The sequence below is a fragment of the Mesorhizobium sp. C399B genome, from assembly GCF_030323185.1.
In the GTDB taxonomy this organism is placed as follows: domain Bacteria; phylum Pseudomonadota; class Alphaproteobacteria; order Rhizobiales; family Rhizobiaceae; genus Mesorhizobium.
In genome coordinates this window covers 3,120,106-3,141,450 of the sequence record NZ_CP100472.1, presented here as the reverse complement: position 1 = coordinate 3,141,450, position 21,345 = coordinate 3,120,106, and the positions used below count along the sequence as shown (strand labels likewise).

The 21,345-nt window shown below is 64.3% G+C and carries 15 protein-coding genes and 1 tRNA gene; 8 read left to right on the top strand and 8 right to left on the bottom strand.

What is annotated here, in order from left to right:
* Positions 1-12: 12 nt before the first annotated feature.
* On the bottom strand, positions 13-1,776 hold the full coding sequence (locus tag NLY36_RS15040) for an adenylate/guanylate cyclase domain-containing protein (RefSeq protein WP_023736732.1): 1,764 nt from the start codon (positions 1,774-1,776) through the stop codon (positions 13-15).
* 289 nt (positions 1,777-2,065) lie between these two features.
* Between NLY36_RS15040 and NLY36_RS15035 the strand changes: the two genes are divergently transcribed.
* Together NLY36_RS15035 and NLY36_RS15030 are read left to right on the top strand one after the other, a co-directional pair.
* Positions 2,066-5,350 (top strand): adenylate/guanylate cyclase domain-containing protein, encoded by a 3,285-nt coding sequence (locus NLY36_RS15035; protein WP_023672128.1) that lies wholly within the window; start codon positions 2,066-2,068, stop codon positions 5,348-5,350.
* A gap of 19 nt (positions 5,351-5,369) precedes the next feature.
* Positions 5,370-6,050: a redoxin domain-containing protein gene (locus tag NLY36_RS15030; protein WP_023672127.1), complete on the top strand. Its 681-nt coding sequence runs from the start codon at positions 5,370-5,372 to the stop codon at positions 6,048-6,050.
* 20 nt (positions 6,051-6,070) lie between these two features.
* Here NLY36_RS15030 and NLY36_RS15025 read toward each other — a convergent pair whose 3' ends face one another.
* Together NLY36_RS15025 and NLY36_RS15020 are read right to left on the bottom strand one after the other, a co-directional pair.
* Positions 6,071-8,293, bottom strand: coding sequence for an SAM-dependent methyltransferase (locus NLY36_RS15025; RefSeq protein ID WP_023736733.1), 2,223 nt, complete (start codon positions 8,291-8,293; stop codon positions 6,071-6,073).
* A gap of 128 nt (positions 8,294-8,421) precedes the next feature.
* A tRNA-Gly gene (locus tag NLY36_RS15020) sits at positions 8,422-8,496 on the bottom strand.
* A gap of 216 nt (positions 8,497-8,712) precedes the next feature.
* Between NLY36_RS15020 and NLY36_RS15015 the strand changes: the two genes are divergently transcribed.
* The 4 genes from NLY36_RS15015 (at position 8,713) to NLY36_RS15000 (ending at position 11,354) form a co-directional block, all read left to right on the top strand.
* On the top strand, positions 8,713-9,210 hold the full coding sequence (locus NLY36_RS15015; RefSeq protein WP_023672125.1) for a prolyl-tRNA synthetase associated domain-containing protein: 498 nt from the start codon (positions 8,713-8,715) through the stop codon (positions 9,208-9,210).
* 80 nt (positions 9,211-9,290) lie between these two features.
* The gene (gene trxA / locus NLY36_RS15010; RefSeq protein WP_023736734.1) at positions 9,291-10,298 is read left to right on the top strand and encodes a thioredoxin; all 1,008 of its coding nucleotides are present in this window, start codon (positions 9,291-9,293) and stop codon (positions 10,296-10,298) included.
* Positions 10,299-10,409: 111 nt separating this feature from the next.
* A complete protein-coding gene (locus NLY36_RS15005) occupies positions 10,410-11,081 on the top strand; it encodes an LON peptidase substrate-binding domain-containing protein (RefSeq protein ID WP_023685086.1) in 672 nt (223 codons plus the stop codon).
* 30 nt (positions 11,082-11,111) lie between these two features.
* On the top strand, positions 11,112-11,354 hold the full coding sequence (locus NLY36_RS15000) for a Trm112 family protein (RefSeq protein ID WP_023687636.1): 243 nt from the start codon (positions 11,112-11,114) through the stop codon (positions 11,352-11,354).
* A 121-nt stretch (positions 11,355-11,475) separates the two neighbouring features.
* Here the strand turns inward: NLY36_RS15000 and NLY36_RS14995 are convergent, their stop codons facing one another.
* The 3 genes from NLY36_RS14995 to NLY36_RS14985 are packed head-to-tail and all read right to left on the bottom strand — an operon-like array spanning position 11,476 to position 17,211.
* The gene (locus tag NLY36_RS14995; RefSeq protein ID WP_023736735.1) at positions 11,476-14,748 is read right to left on the bottom strand and encodes an error-prone DNA polymerase; all 3,273 of its coding nucleotides are present in this window, start codon (positions 14,746-14,748) and stop codon (positions 11,476-11,478) included.
* Positions 14,745-16,223, bottom strand: a complete 1,479-nt coding sequence (locus NLY36_RS14990; RefSeq protein ID WP_023736736.1) for a DUF6504 family protein — start codon at positions 16,221-16,223, stop codon at positions 14,745-14,747. The genes NLY36_RS14995 and NLY36_RS14990 overlap by 4 nt, the downstream gene beginning before the upstream one ends.
* A complete protein-coding gene (locus NLY36_RS14985) occupies positions 16,165-17,211 on the bottom strand; it encodes an ImuA family protein (RefSeq protein ID WP_023736737.1) in 1,047 nt (348 codons plus the stop codon). Before NLY36_RS14985 ends, NLY36_RS14990 begins: the two co-directional genes overlap by 59 nt.
* Before the next feature lie 178 nt (positions 17,212-17,389).
* Between NLY36_RS14985 and NLY36_RS14980 the strand changes: the two genes are divergently transcribed.
* Positions 17,390-17,812 (top strand): metallopeptidase family protein, encoded by a 423-nt coding sequence (locus NLY36_RS14980; RefSeq protein WP_023736738.1) that lies wholly within the window; start codon positions 17,390-17,392, stop codon positions 17,810-17,812.
* A 275-nt stretch (positions 17,813-18,087) separates the two neighbouring features.
* On the opposite strand, the gene NLY36_RS14975 is transcribed toward NLY36_RS14980, so the two are convergent.
* The gene (locus NLY36_RS14975) at positions 18,088-18,294 is read right to left on the bottom strand and encodes a DUF1737 domain-containing protein (RefSeq protein ID WP_023673921.1); all 207 of its coding nucleotides are present in this window, start codon (positions 18,292-18,294) and stop codon (positions 18,088-18,090) included.
* Positions 18,295-18,333: 39 nt separating this feature from the next.
* A complete protein-coding gene (locus NLY36_RS14970; RefSeq protein ID WP_023736739.1) occupies positions 18,334-19,215 on the bottom strand; it encodes an HpcH/HpaI aldolase/citrate lyase family protein in 882 nt (293 codons plus the stop codon).
* Between the two features lie 588 nt (positions 19,216-19,803).
* On the opposite strand from NLY36_RS14970, the gene NLY36_RS14965 reads away from it, so the two are divergent.
* Positions 19,804-21,342, top strand: coding sequence for a DUF4153 domain-containing protein (locus tag NLY36_RS14965; RefSeq protein ID WP_023736740.1), 1,539 nt, complete (start codon positions 19,804-19,806; stop codon positions 21,340-21,342).
* The last annotated feature ends 3 nt before the right edge of the window (positions 21,343-21,345 follow it).

Here is a 21,345-nt window from a genome sequence, read left to right as displayed (position 1 = left end):
GGCTTTAGCCCGTCATTGCACCACGCCGGCCTTGCGGAGCCCCTCGACCATCAGTTCGAAATCGGCAGGGTTCTTGTAAGGCAAGACCTTGCGACGATGTTCCAGCGAATAGGCGGGATTGACGCGAAGCAGGTCCTGCCATGCCGCATGGGCCTCCTCCAAACGGCCCAGATGGCCGTAGCATGCGGCCAGAAGCGCACGCGAGACGTCGGTGACAGCGTTGCGAGCCAGCCGTTGCAGCAAGAGGTCGACGGCCTCTTCGTACCTTCCCAGTTGAAACGATGCCAAAGCCTGGAAGTGCAGAAGCACATCCGGGAAGTATGGATTCAAGGTCTTTCCCCGGGCGAAACTCTCTAGCGCCTCCGCGGATCTACCCGAATAATACAGCGCCTCGCCGCGGGCGACGTGCGCTTCGGCGAAGTTCGGATTGAGAGCTATCGCGCGCTCGACCTCGCCGATGGCTTCATCGTGCCGCCGTGTGTAAAGCTTGGCCGATGCCAGCGCCCAGTGCGCCCAGGGATCGCTGTCATCCAGCGTTACCGCTCGCGTTGCTGCCTCTTCCGATTGCGCCATCGAGTCCGACGCACCCCACCTGTTGAGGTAATCGAGCCCGTACGTGAGGGCTAGGAAAGCGTGGGCAGAGGCAAATTTCGGGTCCAGTTCGATGGCCCGCTGCAAGAGCTCGCGGGCCGCGACGTTCGTGTCCTTCGTCAGCCGGTGCCACAGCTCCCGGCCCCGCAGGAAACAGTCATACGCCTCCGGGTTGCGCTGGTGTTCGGGCGCCAGCCGCAGACGGTCATCCTCGGTCAGATTGAGCGCCAGTGCACCGACGATGTGCTGCGTCACGTCATCCTGCACGGCGAATATGTCGGTCAGATCGCGATCGAACCGCTCCGCCCAAAGATGGCCGCCTGAAATTGCATCGATGAGCTGCGCGGTGATGCGTACCTTGTTCCCCGACTTGCGTACGCTGCCTTCAAGGACATAGCGCACGCCGAGCTTCGTGCCGACATCCTGCACATGGACGTTCTGGCCCTTGAAGATGAAGGACGAATTGCGAGCGATGACGAAGAGCTGTGACAGTTTGGACAGCGCCGTGATGATGTCTTCGGAGATGCCGTCGGCGAAGTAGTCCTGTTCGGCATCACCGCTCATATTGGCGAACGGCAGCACGGCGATCGACAGTTTCGGCGGCGCTGCCGCACCCGGAGGGCTCGTCGCGGTTTGCGAGGTCGCGGCCGCCTTGGCCCCGGCGCCGACTTGCAGCGAATAGACCCGGATCGGCTCGGCGATGTTCTTGAGCTGTGTGCTGCCGAGATCGCTGACCGAGAGGTCAAGCCTGGCCTTGACCTGGCGATAGGCATCCTCGGACAGGCAGATGGCGCCGGGCGCCGCAACGCCCTCCAGACGCGAGGCGATGTTGACGCCGTCACCCATCAGGTCGCCATCGCTCTCTTCGACCACGTCGCCCAGATGGATGCCTATCCTGAACTCGATGCGGCGCTCCTGCGGTACGCCGGCATTGCGCTCAACCATACCGTTTTGAATCTCAACGGCGCAGCGCACGGCATCGACCACACTGCGAAACTCAACCAGTGCCCCATCTCCGGTACGCTTGATAACCCGCCCGTGGTGCACTGCAATGATCGGATCGATCAGGTCGCTGCGCAGTGCCCGCAACCGCGCCAAGGTACGATCTTCGTCCGCGCTCGCGAGCCGGCTGTATCCGACCACATCTGCAGCCAGGATTGCGGCCAGCTTACGGTTCTCGCTCATGGGTCGCCTCCTCATCTCCATCATAGCAGGAAGACGGCGGGACGAGGGAATTTTCGCAAATCACGGCCACGCGGCCGCCCGTATCGGCAGTGCTCCACCGCCAACCCAGACCGATGCCCATTTGTGCTGCCGCTTGCCGGTTGACGACTATGGGTTCATCCTTGTGAATACCCCGGCCGTGACGAGCGTGGCGAGATCACGCGTCATGGCCCAAGGTCAAAGAGATAGAGCATGATGTCGTCCGAAAACCGCTTCACACTCTTCGGCATCATGCTTTGGTGAGGTGTCCATGAACTGCTCTGGCTGCGGTTTCGAGATCGAGGGCGGTTACGCCTTCTGTCCGAAGTGTGGCCGCCGCCAGCCCGTGCCATGCGCCAGTTGCGGCTACGCCTGCGCACCTGATTTCGAGTTCTGTCCTAAATGTGGGGCAAGCGTGGGTGCGTCCGCAAAAGCTGCCGAACGGCCTGCTCCGACACCAAGCCGCACCATTGCGCAGCCCTCTCGAGCTCCGTCGCCGAACATCGAAAGCGAAGAGGGGCCGCATTCCGTCTCCGACGCCGATCGACGAACGGTAACGGTGCTGTTCGCCGATCTCTGCGGCTTCACGACACTCAGCGAGCAGCTCGACCCCGAGGTCATGCAGGCGCTGCAGAACGAACTGTTCAAGGAATTGACGGCGGCCGTGCAAGGCTTTGGTGGTTTCGTCGACAAATTCATCGGCGACGCTCTGCTCGCCTTGTTCGGTGCGCCGGTCGCGCATGAGGACGATCCGGAACGTGCGCTTCGAGCCGCTCTCGACATGATCGCCCGGACGGCGCGGCTCGGTGAAAGCACCCGCCACTCCGGCTCGCCGCTGCTGCTCCACATAGGCATAAACACGGGTCCGGTCGTTACTGGCGGATTGGGCATCGGCACCGCCAAATCCTATTCGGTGACCGGCGACACGGTGAATACGGCGCAACGCCTGCAATCGCTGGCTGCACCGGGTGAGGTGCTGGTGGGCGAACTCACGCACAGGCTGACCCGGCATGCCTTCTCGTACGAGTCGCTGGGCGATGTCGTCTTTCGCGGCAAGGCTGGCAGTGTGCTCGTCCACCGACTGGATGCACCGCTTGCGGCGCCGCGTGCAGCGCGCGGGCTCGAGGCGCTCGGCCTCAGTGCGCCCATAATAGGTCGTGATGCGGAGCTCAACAGAATGCTGGCGAGCCTTGACTTGGCGTGCGGCGGCTCGGCCCAGCTTGTCCGCCTCGTCGGCGAAGCCGGTATCGGGAAGTCGCGGTTGGTGAAGGAGTTCGTCGCCCGCGTCGGCGACGAGGATCGTTTTCGCAACGTCGCCGTGCGGCAGGCCACGTGCTCACCGCTGGGTGAACAATCATTTGGCGCCCTGGGTGCAGTGGTGCGCAGCGCTGCCGGGATGATGCAAAACGACAATGGGGACGAAATGCGGGGCAAGCTCGCAGCCTTGCTTGCCGATCTCGGCCTGCAGGGCGAGGAGGCGAAGCGGCTGATGCCTTTGCTCTACCATGTGCTTGGCCTCGGCGACCCCGATGCCACCTTGCAGCATGTCGAGCCCGAGCAGCTGCGGCGGCAAATTCTCTACGCGGTCCGCACAATCATGGAACGGCGGCTTGCGTTGTCGCCGCTGTTGATTGTCGTCGAAGACCTGCACTGGGCCGACTCCGTCTCGCTCGAGGCACTGCGTTTCGTGATGGACAGACTGGAACGCACGCGGCTGATGTTGCTGGTCACGCATCGTCCGGCGTCGGACAACGACCAACTCGACTCAAGTCGGGTCAGCCACACAGCGCTCAGGCTTTCGCCGCTCGACAGCGATGACGGACGCCGCCTGGTGGCGGCGCTTTTCGGCGAGAGCTGGGTAAACGCCGCAGGAGGGCTTCTCGACCAGATCCTCGAGCGCGCGGGCGGCAACCCGCTTTTCTTGGAGGAGATCGTTCGCGGCCTTATCGATCGCGGTGTATTGGTGCGCGAGGGCCAGCAATGGCGGACCGTGGCAGGCGAAGTCGCAACCGGCATCCCCGCCACGATCCAGGCAATGTTGCTTGCTCGCGTCGACCGGCTGCCGCAAGAGGTGCGCCGGTTGGCCCAGGAAGCCGCGGTAATCGGCCCGCGCTTCGATGCCACGCTTCTGAAAGCCGTGGCAGCCGACCCCGGCCGACTGGAAGCGGGCTGCGAACTGCTTTGCGATGCGGAAATCATCGAGGAAGTTGCCGGATCAGGCTCGGTCTCGTCGCAAAGCTACCGCTTTACGCAAACATTGCTGCAGGACGTGATCTACCAGAATCTGCTCCTGCAACGCCGGACCGACATCCACCGCCGGGTAGGTGCCGCCCTGGAGCAACTGTGCGGCGACAAGCCGGAACGGTTCGAGGATCTGGCCGTGCTCGGTCATCATTTCGCTCAGAGCGCCGAGCGGGAGAGGGGCGCGCATTACCTGCAGGCGGCGGGAGATCGCGCTCGCATGATATACGCCAATGACGACGCCCTTCGTTTCTACGAGCGAGCACTGACTGCGTTGGGCGCGATCGGGCAAACACCGCTCAAACTGGCAATTGCAGAGCGCATTGCCGATTTGAGCGGCCCGGCAGGCCGCCGCGAGATTGCACACCGCCACTACGAGGCGGTGCTGCAGGCCTATCGCGAGTCAGCCGATCGTGTCGCGGCGGCGCGCGTTTTGCGCAAGATCGGTCGGCTGTTTTGGGACGTGGGCAAGCGGGACGACGCGGAATCGCGCTACGCTGAAGCGGCAGCGCTCCTCGATGGAGCGGATGCCCCGATCGAGCAGGCGCATCTCTGGCAAGAACGTGGCCGACAAGCGTTCCGCAGCGGAGATCACACTCTCGCGGCAAAATGGGCAGACGCGGCGCTGGATTGCGTACGCTCTCTGACAACGGAACATGTCTCCGATGATGCCACCCTCGTGACCGCCGAGGCACTTAATACCAAGGCTGTTGCGCTGGCTCGCCTTGGGCGAAACCATGAAGCCGTGCGTGAGGTTGAGCGCAGCATTGAATTGGCCGAAGCCGCCGGTCTGCTGGGCGCGGCCTGCCGCGGCTACACCAATCTCGGGGTGCTCTACACGACCATCGATCCGGCGAAGGCGATGGAGGTCTGTCGGCGCGGTCTTGAAGTGGCGCGCCGTATTGGCGATTTGGGTTTCCAGGCGCGCCTCCTCGCCAATCTGGCGGTAGCTTGTTGTACTTTCACGGATCGCTGTCCAACGGAGGGCGTGCCTGCTGCCGAGAAGGCCATCGAGATTGACCGGGCGCTCGACCAGCGCGAGCACCTGCCAGTGCCGTTGATCGTGCTTGGGCAGATCCACCAGTGCAACGGCCATCCGGAACTGGCGATCGGCTTGTTCCACGAAGCACTGGAGGTAGCCCGCGAAACGGGCGAGCCCCAACTGCTGTTTCCGTGCTATGATGGACTCGCAACGCTTAATCTCGACCTCGACAATCTGGCCGAGGCCGAACGCTACTTTTCCCTGGCGCAGGGTATATGCGCCCAGCACGGGCTCGACCCGGAAGCGCTTGTGGTGCTGCCTTTTCTCGACTAGCCGGGATAGGGGGTTGGACATGTCCGCGCCTAGTGGATTGATACCGCTTCAACCGGGCGACCGGGCGCCGAACCTGATACTCGACGCCATTACCCAGGAAGGCAAGATTGCGCTTGACGACTTTCGCGGGCAAAAACCGGTGCTGGTCGGCCTGTTTCGAGGTCTGCATTGTGCGTTTTGCCGGCGCCACATCGCCGCTCAGGCGCGTCTCGATCCGGAGCTGCGCGAAAAGGGCGTGGAGAGCCTGACGGTGGTCAACACGCCGATCGAACGGGCGCGGCTCTATTTCCGCTACCATCCAATGCCGAACCTGCTTGCGGCGTCGGACCCGGAACGCGCTTCACATCGTGCTTTTGGACTGCCCAATCTCGAATTCACCGAGAACGAGACGAACTGGCCGTACAAGGTCGCGATGGCAGCGGCACAGGACATGCGGGTCGACATACCTGGCGAATTGCCCGGTCCCATGGATCCGATGACAGCCGCCGCAATCCTCGACAAGAAGGACCACTACGAACTGACCGAAGCCGACGAGCAGATGATGGCCACGGGACACGGACAACTGGTTGGTCAGTTCCTGCTGGACCGGCAGGGGATCGTCCGCTGGAGCTTCACGGAGGTCCCGGAGGGTGGGCGATACATGTTTGGCGCCCCAAACCCGAAGGAGCTGATGTCAGCCGTGTCGCAAGTCGCCCAATAATGAACTGACAAGTTCACCGTTTATCCGAGCACGGCCTCGACAGTGGCGACAAAGTCATCGAGCGAGCGGTCGCCGCGAATCTCGATGCGCGGAAGGTCGATGAGATCGCTATGGAGGTCCGCCGGCCCGTGCCTGCGGCCGAAGCCTACTCGATAGCCGCACTCCCTGGCCAGCCGGCCAAGCCGTCGGTCGGTGACGGAGAAGGGGGCCGCGAACGCCCTGGTTGGCCGGCCGGTCCAGCGTTCGATGAACAGACGAGAGCGCAGGAGCTCGGCGGCCAGGTCAGCGCTCGACAGACCATCTATGGCGCGATGCGTCGCCATGTGGCTGCCGAAGAAGGCGCCTTCGGCAGCGAGGCGTCGCACCGTCCCGGCGCCCATAAGCGGCGTCGGCGGACCGATGTCGGTGTCCCACTTTGCACTTTCGCCCACCAGGTCCGTCACCAGGAACACTTCCGCGGTCAGGTCGTTGGCGCGCAAGATCGGCCAGGCATGGTCGGCGAAGTTCTGGAAGCCGTCATCGAAAGTGATGAGCACCGGGCGGCCGACGAAAGGCTGACGGTTGGCGATGGATGCTTCCAGCTGCTCGGAGCCAATGGCGTGAAAGCCATTGGCGCGCAGCCATCCCATCTGGCTGGCGAATGCGGCGGGCGTGAGCCGAAAGCGAGCGAGCGCGGCCGGACCTTCATCGGCAACGCCGTGATACATGAGGACAGGGATATGCTGGCGCTGCTCGTTACGTGCGACGTCGCGGCGCAAGGCTCGCGCCCCACCCCAGACGATATTTCGCGCGACGCCGATTTCGATGGGCGCGCGGATCGGCACATGATCGATCACCGGGTCCGTCGCCACATCGCCCGGCGATAGGCGGCGGAAGCGGTCTATGCGGTAGAGCTCGGTCTGGATCGATTGCTCGAGCACCAGGCCTTCGGTCGCTGCCAGCGTCTCGGAGATCGCCTGGGCACCGAATGTGTTCCAGTCGAAGCCCGTCTTTTCGACATTGTCACGCAGCACGAATGCGTGTGCGCTGATGAAACTGCCGCCAGGCGCCAACGCCTCGGCAAATTTCCTGGCGATGCGCCGCAACTCGGCGAGATCGTCCAGATAGTAGAGCACCTCCGAACAGAAGATCAGATCCATCTCACCCGGCAGCGTGTCGGCAGCGAAATCGAGTACGCCGAACTCGACATTCGCCTGATTGTTGCATCGGGCGCGGGCTCGCTCGATGGCTATGGCGGAGATGTCGGTTGCGGTCAGATGGCCCACGCGCGGCGCCAGCTGCCGCGTGAAATGGCCCTCCGCACAGGCCAGCTCAAGCGCCCGGCCGATGGGACCGGCAGGCAGGATCTCGATCTGCCGCTCATATTTTTCCTGCTCATAGAGCGAGCTGTAGTTCCAGGGATCCTCGGTCGCGAAATAGCTGTTCCAGAACGCCGTGCGATCCTTGTCGTGCTTGTCCGCGACCCGTGCGCGGCGCGGCGTAACAGGCTCTGACGGTTCAGCGCTCGACCGAACCAGGTCATGCGCCTGTGCGGCCAATTGCGCGAGTTTGCCGAAGTGGCTGTCCTGATCGGGCTCGCTTCCCGCCATGGCAAACGATACCTCGGCTGCAGGCGTGTTTGACGTGGTCGCGCCGGCGCCCTTTTGCGGTGCAGGCGATCCTCCCGCAAGCCGCTCAGCAGGCACTACATCCAGGATCAATTCAATCCAATGATCGCTCGTCACCGTCCCGAGTGCACCGAACTGCACGACAGCCTCGATCCGGCCATCCAGCATCAGATGGGCATAGATCTGATCGATGCCTTCCGGCAGTTCGGTCGCGGTCGGATTGCGAGCGTCGACGCGAATTCCGAGCGTTCGCGCCAGCCTGCGCGGCGTGGCAAGATCGTCGGGTTCGAGAAGCATTTGCTCAAGCTGGTACTGGACGCGGCGAGCCGCTGCGGGATTGTCCCAGATCTTGCCGAGTTCGATGATCAACGCGGTGGTTGCGCTGCCGAACCTCGCCCATCCGGCAGCCAATTGCGCCGGCACCGACAGGCTTCCTGCCATGAGGCCATCGAAGATTACCTTGGCAATCTCATGCGCCCACTTGCGTCCCGCCGGGAGTGCGCGCAGGGGCTGCGGGTCGATCAAGCGCGAGCCTGAGCCGCATTCGGACGCGGCGTTCCGCAACGCCAGCCAAGCAAGCGCTTCAGATGCGGTGCCGCCTTTCGCCGAAATTGAACCCGAGGGATTGTGCGCCACGCCGTCTTACCTGCGCCTGGTTCTGAGGGAGAACAAGTGTCCCGCAACGCGCTTACATCGCCGGTCTGGAAAAAGCAAAAGGCGCCCCGAAAGGCGCCTCTTCATCGCTTGATTCCCCTAGAGGAAACTGGAGCGGGTGAAGCGATTCGAACGCTCGACCCCAACCTTGGCAAGGTTGTGCTCTACCCCTGAGCTACACCCGCTCACACGGCCCTTTGGCCGCAAGCCGGGCCTATATGGCTGAAGAGCGCGGCGATTGCAACAGGGAAATGACGGGCTTTTTGGTCGCGCCAAATCGCTTGGCGGAACCTTGTCGGCCACGCGGGTGGTTCATCGACTTCCCGCATGACGGTCTTGTCTCGGCGGCATCATTGGCCGTAAACGGCTTTGCCGCGCGCCGATACAGGGGAAGACCACCAATGCCGAAGACCGAAGCTGAGCTTTTCGCCTTTCTTGCCGATCTCGGCATATCAGTGTCGACCGTGCGCCATCCGCCGCTCTATACGGTGGCCGATTCGCAGTCGCTGCGCGGCGAGATACCGGGCGGGCACACGAAAAATCTGTTTCTCAAGGACAAGAAGGACAATTTCTTCCTGGTCAGCGTCGGCGAGGAGGCGGTCGTCGACCTGAAGCAGATCCACACGATGATCGGCGCCGCCGGCCGGGTGTCGTTCGGCAAGCCGGAGATGCTGATGGAGCTGCTCGGTGTCATTCCGGGCGCGGTCACCGTGTTCGGGCTGATCAACGACACCGAAAGACGGGTCAAAGTGGTGCTCGACCAGGATTTGATAGCACATGCGACAGTCAACGCGCATCCGCTGACCAATGAGGCGACGACGTCGATCGCGTCCGCCGACCTCATCAGATTCGTCGAGGCAACCGGACATGATGCTGCTATCTTGAAAGTCTCGGCTTGATCGCCACATGGATGGCGAAAACTGACCTCTAGTTAAGGACGTCGCGCTGCTCCGCTGGGCGCGATCGGAAGGGCGACGACATGAGCGACAACAACAATCCGTTTGGCGGCCAATTCGGCGGCAATTCTGGCCAGTACACCACGTCCGTGCAATATGGCGGCGCCGAGCCGGCCAAGTCGGCACTTGGCCCGACACCCGGCGCAGCACCTGCCGCTGGCGAGCTGATCAAGGACACCACGACCGCCACTTTCGCCGCCGACGTCATCCAGGAATCGCGCAAACAGCCGGTACTGGTCGATTTCTGGGCGCCGTGGTGCGGGCCCTGCAAGCAGCTCACGCCGCTTCTGGAAAAGGCGGTCAAGGCCGCCGGCGGCAAGGTCAAGCTGGTCAAAATGAACATTGACGATCATCCCTCGATCGCCGGCCAGCTCGGCATCCAGTCGATCCCGGCGGTCATCGCCTTCAAGGACGGCCAGCCTGTCGACGGCTTCATGGGCGCCATCCCCGAGAGCCAGATCGCCGAGTTCATCACCAAGGTCGGCGGCAAGGGCAATGGCGCGCCGCCGGTGGCCGAAGCACTGGCCGCGGCGGCGGAAGCGCATGCGGCGGGCGATGCGCAGACCGCAGCCGACATTTACGACGCCATCCTGGCGCAAGCGCCGGAGACGATCGAGGCGATTGCCGGGCTGGGCGAGCTTCTGTTCGAGGCCGGCGACAGCGACGGCGCCGAGGCGCTGCTGGCAACGGCGCCGGAGGCCAAGAAAAATGCGCCGGCACTTGCCGCGCTGCGTGCCAAGATGACGCTGGCTGCGGAAGCGGCAGCACTTGGCAATCCAGCTGAATTCGAGCAGCGACTGGCCGCCAATCCCGGCGACCACCAGGCGCGTTTCGACCTCGCCATGATCCAGAACGCCAGGGGCGAGCGCCATGCGGCGGCCGACAATCTTCTGGCGATTATAAAAGCCGACCGGACGTGGAACGAGGACGGCGCCAGGGCGCAGCTGCTGAAACTGTTCGAGGCCTGGGGCATGACCGACGAGGCGACGCTGGCGGCACGGCGCAAATTGTCGTCGCTGCTGTTTTCCTGAGCCGTTTGCCGGCCAAATTGCCGGGGCGTGGCTGTCGGGCCTTGCGGTCGGCGGCCGCCGCGCCAGATTAGGCCGATAACATCGCGCCCGAAGCGGGTCGGAGGAGTGAAGGTGCAGGTCGGAAACGCATTTTACCGGGTCGGCAAGGATCTGCCGGCAACCATTCCGGTGTTTCCGCTTGCCGGCGCGCTGCTGCTGCCGGGCGGGCGCATGCCGCTCAACATCTTCGAGCCGCGCTACCTGCAGATGGTGGATGAGGCGATCGCCGGCGCGCGGCTGATCGGCATCGTCCAGCCCAGCCTCAATGGCGCGTTGCGCGCCGACGGGGAGCCGGAACTGTGCAATGTCGGCTGCGCCGGGCGCATCATCTCGATGGCCGAGAGCGGCGACGGCCGCTATCTGGTTTCGCTGCAGGGCGTCTGCCGTTTCCGCATCACCAGCGAATTGCCGGTGAAGACGCCTTTCCGGCAATGCAAGCTGGCGCCGTTCCTCACCGATCTTGCCGAAGACCAGGCGGCAAGCGAGGTCGACCGGCCGGCGCTGTTGAAAGCGTTTCGCGCTTATCTGCAGGCCAACGATCTCGAAGCCGATTGGGAAAGCGTCAGCCGCGCCGAGAACACCATGCTGGTCAATGCGCTGTCGATGATGGCGCCCTACGGACCGGCCGAGAAACAGGCGCTGCTGGAGGCGCCCGACCTGAAAGCCCGCGCGGAGACGCTGATCGCCATCACCGAAATGGCGCTGGCGCGCGAGAATGAGGACTTTGGCTCCAGCCTGCAATAAGGGCTGAGCCGATGGCTGAAGGGGGATCCAATGGCTGCGGATGGGCGTGACGGCAAGTCGGTCAATGTCGATCCAAAATTGCTGGAGCTGCTGGCCTGCCCGCTGACCAAGGGGCCGCTGGCCTGGGACCCGGTGCGCGGCGAGTTGATCTCGCGGATCGCCAAGCTCGCTTATCCCGTGCGCGACGGCATCCCGATCATGCTGCCCTCGGAGGCGCGGACGATTTCGGCGGAAGACGTGCTGTCGCCGCCGCGATTGGGTGGGCCGGGCTGAGGGACCAGGGGTGGTTCAAACGGACCTCAGCCTAAGAAGCCATTCTGTTGGCGATCCTTCGCGCCCCCCTCTGCCCTTGCCGGCATTAATGTCATGGGCTCCCGACCGCCCTGCACTTGCCCTACTGAAAATTCCGCCCCTTGGGCATGACCCTTTCAGCTTTGTCCGAGAGGGTGGCAATGTCGGGCCGGGCAGCCGGCGTCATCTCTTCCAGCAGCACCGTCAACCACGGTGTCAAATCCTCGATCTTTTCGGCGACGATGTGGATGACGTCGGATTCCGACTGCAGCTTGCCGGTGACCTTGACGAAGCGCGCGCCCATGACGATGGGCCGGAAACGGGTAAAGGTCCGCTCCCAGAAAATGACGTTGGCGACGGCCTTGTCGTCTTCCAGCGTCAGGAAGATCGCATTGCCCTTGCCGGGCCGCTGCCGCACCAGCACCAGGCCGGCGACCGAGACCCGCCTGCCGTCGCGCACCGAGCCGAGATTGGCATTGGGAATGACGCCGGCGCGGTCGAGCCGCTCGCGCAGGAAGGCGACCGGATGCGCCTTCAGCGACAGGCCGAGCGCGCGGTAGTCGTGGATGACGTGCTCGCCGAGCGGCATTGTCGGCAGTTTTGTCTCGGGCTCGAGTTCGCGCAGCCGGATCGCCGGCTGGTCGAACAGCGGCAGCCGTTCGGCGGCGCTCTTGCCATCCAGCGCGCGCACCGCCCACAAGGCTTCACGACGGTCGAGGCCGAGCGAGCGGAAGGCGTCAGCCTGCGCCAGTCTTTCGATTTCGCCGACATCGAGGCCCGAGCGCAGCCACACATCCCTGACGCTTGTATAGCCGGCGCCGCGCCGCGCGGTGAAAGCTTCCATACGCTTCTCGGCCAAGCCCTTGATCTGACGGAAGCCAAGCCGGACGGCGTACCGGGTCTTGATGACACCGCGCATTTCGGCATGGCGCCCCAGGATGCGGCCCGGATCGAATTGGGCTTTCTCCAGGGTGCAGTCCCAGTCGGAAAAATTGACGTCGACGTCGCGGATATCGACGCCATGGTCGCGCGCGTCGCGCACCAGCTGGGCCGGCTGGTAAAACCCCATCGGCTGCGAATTCAGGATCGCGGCGCAGAACACGTCGGGATAAAAGGTCTTGAACCAGCAGGAGGCATAGACGAGCAAAGCGAAGGAGGCGGCGTGGCTTTCGGGAAAGCCGTATTCGCCGAAGCCTTCGATCTGCTTGAAGCAGCGCTCGGCGAAGTCCTTGGTGTATCCCTTGCCGACCATGCCGTCGATCATGCGCTGGCGGTAATTGCCGATGGTGCCGGTGCGCTTGAAGGTGGCCATGGCGCGGCGTAGTTCGTCGGCTTCGCCGGGTTTGAAACCACCGGCGACGATTGCAATATTCATCGCCTGTTCCTGAAACAGCGGCACGCCGAGTGTCTTCTTGAGAATAGCCTCCAGCTCTGGCTTTTGATATTCAGCCGCTTCCTTGCCCTGCCGACGGCGCAGATAGGGGTGCACCATGTCGCCCTGGATCGGGCCGGGCCGCACGATCGCCACCTCGATGACCAGGTCGTAGAATTCGCGCGGGCGTAGACGCGGCAGCATCGACATCTGCGCGCGCGATTCGATCTGGAAGACGCCGAGCGTGTCGGCGCGGCAGATCATGTCGTACACGTCGTTCTCTTCCGGCGGCAGGGTGGCCAGCACATAGGGTCGGCCGTAATCATCCCGGGCCTTCGGATAATGGTCGGTGAGCAAGGTGAAGGCGCGCTTCAGGCAGGTCAGCATGCCAAGCGCCAGAATATCCACCTTCAGGATCTTCACCGCGTCGAGATCGTCCTTATCCCACTCGACCATCTTGCGCGCCTCCATCGCCGTCTTGACGATGGGGACGATCTCGTCGAGCCGGTCGCGGGTAATGACGAAGCCGCCGACATGCTGCGACAGATGCCGGGGAAAGCCCATGATCTCGTTGGCGTGGGCGATCACGTGACGGGTCGAGGTCTCGTTGTGGTCGAGGCCGCCGGCATGCGCCTCCTTCTCGCCGAGCTCCGAGGTCGACCAGCCCCAGATCGAACTGGAGAGCGCAATGCGGACATCGTCCGACAGGCCCATGGCCTTGGCCACCTCGCGCAGCGCCGAGCGGCCGCGATAGCTGATGACGGCGGCAGCCAGCGCGGTGCGCTTGGCGCTGTATTTGGAGTAGATGTACTGGATCACCTCCTCACGCCGCTCATGCTCGAAATCGACGTCGATGTCGGGCGGCTCGTTGCGCTCCTCGGAAATGAAGCGCTCGAACAACGTGTCGATGCGCTCGGGGCCGACCTCGGTGATGCCGATGCAGTAGCAGACGATCGAGTTGGCGGCCGAGCCTCTGCCCTGGCACAGAATGCCCTCATTGCGGGCGAACTGGACGATGTCGTAAACGGTCAGGAAATAGCGCGCATAATTCAGACGCTCGATCAGAGCGAGCTCCTCACTGATGCGCTGCAAGACGGAAGCGGGGACGCCCGCCGGATAGCGCGTGGCGGCCCCCTCCCTGGCCAGACGCTCTAGCTCGGCCTGCGGCCCAAGCCCTGATTGCGTCGGCTCGTCGGGATAATTGTACTGGAGGTCGCTGAGCGAGAAGGTCAGTTCGCCGGCAAAGCGCAGCGTCTCGGCCAGCGCCGGTGGATGGCGGCGGAAGAGACGGGCCATTTCCAGCGGCGGCTTCAGATGGCGCTCGGCGTTGGCCGTCAGCTCCAGCCCGACCTCGGCGACCGGCAAATTGAGGCGGATGGCGGTGAGCACATCTTGCAGCGAGCGGCGCTCGGCGCTGTGATAAAGCACGTCGTTGGTCGCCATCAGCGGCACGCCGGCGATGTCCGCCATGCCCGCCGCCTGCTCGATGCGGAAACGGTCATTGCCGCGATAATCCGGCGCCATGCCTAGCCGCAAATTAGCGCCGAAACGGTCTTTCAGTTGACGGACCAATGCCAGGGGATCGTCGGCATTCGCCGAGAGATCCGGCAGCACCGCCAGCGACAGCAGGTCGCCCCATTCGAGCAGGTCGCTGCGCTGGAGAAGGGTCGCGCCCTTCTCGTTTTCATCGCGCAAATTGGCTTGCGTCAGCATGCGGCAGAGATGGCCCCAGCCCTTGCGGTTCTGCGGATAGGCGAGAATGTCCGGCGTGCCGTCGCCGAACACCAGGCGGCAACCGGGGTGATAGGCGAGCTTCTCGACCTTGGCCTGCTGCCAGGCGCGCACGACGCCGGCCACCGTGTTGCGGTCTGCCAGTCCGATCGAGGAAAAGCCGAGGAATTTGGCCGCCACCACCAGCTCCTCCGGCTTGGAGGCGCCGCGCAGGAAGGAGAAGTTCGACTGGATGCCGAATTCCGCATAGGGGATGACGGTCAGCGCGTTCATGCGAAGACCCCATGCATGAACCAGCGCGGCGGCACCTGCGGGTTGCCATAGAGGCCTTGCCGGTAGAGCCAGTAGCGGCGGCCGTCGGCATCCTCGATCCGGAAATAGTCACGCGTCGATGTGAGCGGATCGCTTGACGTTTCACGCCACCATTCCGGCGCGATGCGTTCCGGCCCCTCGGCGCGCGCGACCCGGTAGAGCGCGCGGCGCCAGCGGAAATTCATCGGCGGACCCTCAGGCATTTCGGTGGCCGGCACCTCGATCGGCTCGGGCGAACGGAACAGCCGGATCGGCCGTTCCGGCGGGAAGATGGTTGCGCGCGGCGCGTCTTTCGAGCCCGGCTTCCTGAGCGGTGTTTTGCGTTGTGGCGCTTCCGAGAACGGGATGGTGGCGATGGCGCGCTCCGGCAGATGGCTCTCGAGGGCGACCGGTTTCAGCACCGCACTGTCGCCGAGCCTGGCGCGGATGCGGTCGGCAAAGAGTGCCATGTCGGCGCCGTCATCCTCGGTCTCGCCGGTCAAATCGGCCTGCTGCATGTCGAAGCCGGCGGCCGCCAGCACCGAAAGCCGCACCAGGTCGAAGCCGTAGCCGGCATCGATGTCCTGTTCGAGCGCGGCCAGCCGCTCATGGAACAGGCGCTGGATAAGCTTGGGTTCGCGCAACGGTCGCGAGGTACCGACAGCGATGCGGCTGACGGCGCCGTCGACGCGAAACAAAAGCAGCGCCAGCATCCTTGCGCCCTCGCCGCGGCGTTCGAGATCGGCCTTCAGCGTCACCGCCAGCAAGAGCACCAGCCGTTCGATCTCGGCGGTCAGCACGACCGGCTCGGCCAGGTGGCGTTCGACCGAAAGCGGGGCCACGGGCAGGCGCGGCGATACCGCCTCGTCGAGACGGCCGAGCGCCTGGTCGAGCCGCAACAGCAAGGTCGCGCCGAAGCGACGGGCGAGCGGCGCGCGCGGCGCTGCCATGATCGCGCCGGCGGTCCGCAGGCCGACGCTTTCCAAGCTGGCGCGGATATCGGCTTCGATGCGCAGTGCCGCCAGCGGCAAGGGGGCGAGCAGCGCTTCCTCCTCGCCGGAGACAACGATGCGGTTGCCGCAGAAGCGCGCCGCCGCCCAGGCTGCACCCGGCGTCGCGGCCAACCCGGCGCGGACATCGAAACCCTGCTGGAAAAACCGCGCAAGGATGTCGTCCAGCATGGCGCGCTCGCCGCCGAACAGATGCGTGCAGCCGGTGACGTCGAGATAAAGGCCATCAGTACCGTCGAGCGCCACCAGCGGCGTATAGCGATCGCACCAGTCGGCGAGGCCTTCGAGCAGCCGGCGATCGGCGTCCGGATCGGCCTCGACGATGTCGATCGAGGGATGCATGGCGCGCGCATCGGCAATGCCCATGCCAGGCTTCAGATGCAGCGCCTCAGCCCGCTCGTCGAGGGCCGATATGCGCTGGGCGTTGCGGTCGCGATGGCTGATCACGAGCGGTGGGTGAGATGGCGGCAGATGATCCGAAGGCCGGGAACGCCACGACCGTCCCAGGCGCTGGCGCAGGATCCGTTCTGCCGCCAGATGCGGGAACCACAGCGACAGAATTCTCTGCCCGTTTTTCGCGGGGCTTTCTTTCTTCGAATGCGTGTTCATCGGGATTCCACTCCAGTGTGAATTGTCCAGGCAGAGCGGTGCGGCTCTTGCCGATGCTGACGGTGAAGGCAGGCCGGCCGATCGAGCCGGCGAGCGACCCGGCGATCGTCCGGCGGCTCGCCGCTGGTGCAGCCGACACGATGAGGCGCACCGGTGCGGCGGTCGGCTCGGCTTCGCCGGCCTGGCGCAGCAGGAACACCGGCCGGCCGGCGTTTTGGGCGCGCGCGTGCAGCCGGCGCGTCGCGGTGAGGTCGAGCCGCTGCGGGCTGCCACGGATTTCGAGGATGATTGCGGCGAGCGCCGTCATCTTCGCGGCCTCCTCGGCTACCCACAGCGCATCGGTGAGTTTCGGCGCCTCGGAAAACAGCAATTGCTCCGGTGCGATACCGAACATGCCCTGCAATCCCCTGGCATAGGGAAAGCCGGCCTCGCGAAAAATCTCCGATGTGCCGATCCACAGCACGGGCAAGGGCTGGCCCTTGAGGATCAGGCTGACCAGCGACAGCACAAAGCCGGCGACGGCCCCGGCATTGCGGGTCTCAAGGCCATGGATTTCGCTCAAGGCGGCTTTCGGAAGGCCGCCGCTCAGCGCCGCATCGAGGCGCTCGACGCCGGTGGCCAGGAAAGCATCCGGCGAAGCCACGGCAAGCCCGCGCCGGATGATGGTGACATCGGCATCGGGTTCAGGCGCGGCGTCGAGGCCAGGACCCGCGCGCAGCCCCTCGCCAGCCGGCGCGGCCAGGCGCTCGGGCAGCGTTCCCTCGATCTTCGCGATCTGGCGGCGCAGGGCAAAAACAGTCTCCCGCGCCACGGCTGATGTCGCCATGACGGTCAATTTCTTTCACAACTGTTCCTGTTATGTTCCTATAGATTCCAGAGGGTGCCGGAAGAGTCAAGCGGAGTCAGAAGGAATTTATTCCTCTATAGCCATTGACGTCATGGAATTACCGCTTCATTGCCGAGTCCGGAGGGAAAGCCTATATGCCGGGATCAAAGGACAAAGCATGGCCCGCATCTACAAGACCCGCACCTGGCATGACGAACTCTCGCCCTCGATCGAGGAGATGGAGTTTCTGGCGCTGGAGGCGTACGCGCATCTGCCGGACGATTTTCGCAAGCTGACCGGCGAGATCGTCATCATGATCGCCGAATTCCCGACCGACGAGATCATGGACGATCTGTCGCTGGAGACGCCGTTCGACCTGCTTGGCCTGTTCGAGGGCCGCGGCATCGCCGAGCGCTGGAACCCGCAGACCGGCGAAGGCCCGAACCGCATCACCCTCTACCGCCGCGCCATCCTCGACTGCTGGGCCGAGAATGAGGAGACGCTGGGCGACATCGTCACCCACGTGCTGATCCACGAGATCGGCCACCATTTCGGCCTGTCGGACGACGATATGGAGAAGCTCGAAGAGGCGGCGGAATAGCCCCCGCCTTTGTCATCCCAGGGCGAAGCAGGAGCGAAGCTCCGTCGCGAAGACCCTGGGATCCATGCCGTGACGGCGGTGCAGGTGCCGCGGTGCAGGAAAGCAAGCGGTTCTGCGAACAGCACAGATCCGCAGTAACGAGCGCCGGCACAAGCGTCATCTGATCCGCTGCACTCTAGGGCAAACGGCACGGCATGGATCCTAGGGTCTGCGTCGCGTCGCTTCGCTCCTTGCTTCGCCCTAGGATGACGAAGACGCGGAGGTTGACGCCTTCCCTACCAATCACTCAGCTTCGTATCCGGCCCGTATTCCTGGCCGTCGATATCCTTCACCACCGCCTGGCCGCAGCGCATCGATTTGGTCTTCTTGTCGTAGGCGTAGGTCGGCGAGCCGTACAGGTGCCAGCCCTTGTTCAGCGCCGCGGTCACCTTGTGGCAGAAGGTTGAATCGTCGGGGGCGGACAAAAAGCGGTAAAGTCTCATGGGTCAGATCCTGTCGTGAGTTCGTCTTTTCGGGGCGGATCATGCGCCGATGGCGGCGGCCTTCGCCAGCAGTTTCTCGGCTTGCACCAGGTGCAGCCGTTCGACCATCCTGCCATCCAGCGCAATCACGCCCTTGCCGGCATTTTCGGGCAAGGCGAAAGCCTCTTTCACCGCGTGCGCCTCGGCCAAGGCTTCGGGCGCGGGCGCAAAGGCGCGGTTGGCGATTTCGATCTGGGCGGGGTGGATCAGCGTCTTGCCGTCGAAGCCCATGGCGGCGGCTTCCGTGCATTCGCGCGCAAACGCGTCGAGGTCGCGAAAATCGTTGGAGACGCCGTCGAGCATGTCGATGCCGCCGGCCCGCGCCGCCAGCACCATCTGCATCAGCCAGGCCACAAGATAGCGGCGGTCGGGCGTCGCCAGAATGCCGGTTTCCTTGACCAGATCGTTCGTTCCGGCCACGAAACAAGCTAGGCGCGAGGCCGGGTCGCGGCCGAGTTCGGCAATGGCGCCGATGTTGAGCATGGCCTTGGGCGTCTCGATCATCGCCCAGAGCTTGACGCTGTCGGGGGCAAAATTGTCGTCGAGCACGTCGCCGACTTCGAGGATATCGCGCGGCGTGGCGACCTTGGACAACAGGATGCCGTCGGGCTCGAATTTTGCCGCGGCGAGCAGGTCTTCAGTGCCCCATTCGCTGGACAGCGCGTTGACGCGCACGATCATCTCGCAGCGGCGTTTCGGTCGGCTGGCGAAAATGCCGGCCAGTTTGTCCCGCGCGGCGACCTTGTCGGCGGGCGCGACGGCGTCTTCGAGGTCGATGATCACGGCATCGCAGGCCAGCGTCGCGATCTTGGCCAGCGCCTTGTCGTTGGAGGCGGGGACGTAAAGCACCGAGCGGCGCGGGCGGTAAGGTTCGCTTGTCATGGCCGATCTATGCCGCGTGGGGGCGGGTGAGGCAAGCGTCCGACCGGTACCTGATGACGAGCCAACTGCGAAAGCTTGCGCTGCCCCGCCCGTCCCGCAGCAGTTGCGGAAGGGGGGCCTTTCCTCTCCCCCGTCGATCGGGGGAGAGGTGTCGAGCGAAGCTCGACGGAGTGGGGGTCGACCCTTGGGCGCAACGCGAGCAATGCGCTCAGTGCCCTTCCGATGTCCGTTCGCGGCGATTGCCAGGTGGTTCCCCCACTCCGTCTCGGCTTCGCCGAGCCACCTCTCCCCCCTCCGGAGGGAGAGGAAAAAGGAGCCTGGCTGGAAGCGCAGGTCCTGCACGAAAACTGCACATCCCTGCGGAAAACCTCCTCCGCTCCGCCCCGCCGTTTCCATGCGAGCCCGCGACAACAGCGGCATGCAACAGCGAAACGCTCACCTTTGGTCCTTGCCCTATCGCCTGCGCAGCGAAAGCTGGTGGTTGGTCGATCCGCCCCGGGCGGAGGCCCGCCCTTACCTGGAAGCGAGCCTGCTCCCTTTTATCCGCCCACCGGCCGAGCGGACCCAGCCCATCAGGAAAATCCGCGCATGACATCGTTTGCAAGCTTTTCCAGCCGCTTCGGCATCGCCGTCCTGCTCGTCGCCCTGGCGGATTTTTTCTTCTATGGCCAGCCCGCCGGGATCACTGTCCTGCTGTTTGCCATCCTGATCGCCGGCGCGGTGGTCGCTGTGCATCCTGCCGCGCTGAATTCCACCCGACCCTGGCTCAAGCCGGCCGCTTTGTTCGTCGCGCTGCTGCCGCTGGCCGAGAACGTCAGCCCGCTGTCGGTGGCGATAGCTGTCGTGTCGCTGGTGGTGTTTGCGCTGTCCCTGTCCGGGCGGCTGCGGCACGGCATCGCCCGCATTGCCGGCCAGGTCGCGCTGTTCCTGCTGGCGGCGCCGCTGCGCCTTATCCGTGACTTTTTCCAATGGCGCCGCACGGTGCGCCGGCTTGGCGGCCGCCGCATCCGCCTGGCGTCCATCATCGTCTGGGTCATGCCGGTGACGCTGGGCGCGGTGTTCCTGTTCTTGTTCGGCGCCGCCAATCCGGTCATCGAATACTGGCTGTCGCTGATCGACCTGATGAAGCTGCTCGATCTCATCCAGCTGGCGCGGATCGTCTTCTGGCTGTTCGTGCTCGCCGGCGTCTGGGCTTTCCTGCGGCCTCGCCTGCCGCGCTTGCTGCGCCGCCTTCCACGCCGCCTTCCACCTTTGACGCCGCCTGCAGCCGTGGCCGCACCGGCCGCGACTAAACCAGCGACAACGATCGAGGCCGTCGTCTTCGGCAAGGCCGCGATCTTGCGCGCGCTGATCGTCTTCAATGCCCTGTTTGCGCTGCAGACCGGGCTCGACGCCGCCTATCTCTGGGGCGGGGCCGCCCTTCCCGACGGGTTGAGCTATGCCGCCTATGCCCATCGCGGCGCGTATCCGCTGATCGCCACCGCGCTGCTGGCCGCCGGCTTCGTGCTGGCGGCGCTGCGGCCGGGCAGCGAAACCTCAGGCAATCCGCTGATCCGCCGGCTGGTCTATGCCTGGGTGGCGCAGAACATCGTGCTGGTCATCTCGTCGATTCTCAGGCTCGATCTCTATATCGGCGTCTATGCACTGACCTACTGGCGCATCGCCGCCTTCGTCTGGATGGGGTTGGTGGCGTCAGGGCTTGCACTGATCATTGCCCGCATCGCGGTTGGAAAATCCAACGAATGGCTGCTCTCCGCCAATCTTGCGACGCTATCGGCGGCGCTTTATGCCTGCTGCTTCATCAACTTCGCCGCAACGATCGCCAATTTCAATGTCGACCATTCCCTTGAAATGACCGGCGACGGCACGCCTATCGATACCGAATATCTGCGCTCGCTCGGCGCTGCCGCCATGCCGGCGCTGGACCGCCTCTACATGCACCAATTCGGAAACCAAACCACCTATCTGGCCGACCAAATGATGATCGACGACACTATCGCCGAGCAGAAGCAGTGGCGCGCCTGGAGCTTTCGCGGCTGGAGGCTCGTGCAGGTTCTCGACAAGAGAGGTCCGCTCGTGCTTCCTCCACCTACCCAGCCCTCGCAACCTTCAGTGCCGGACCGTTAGATC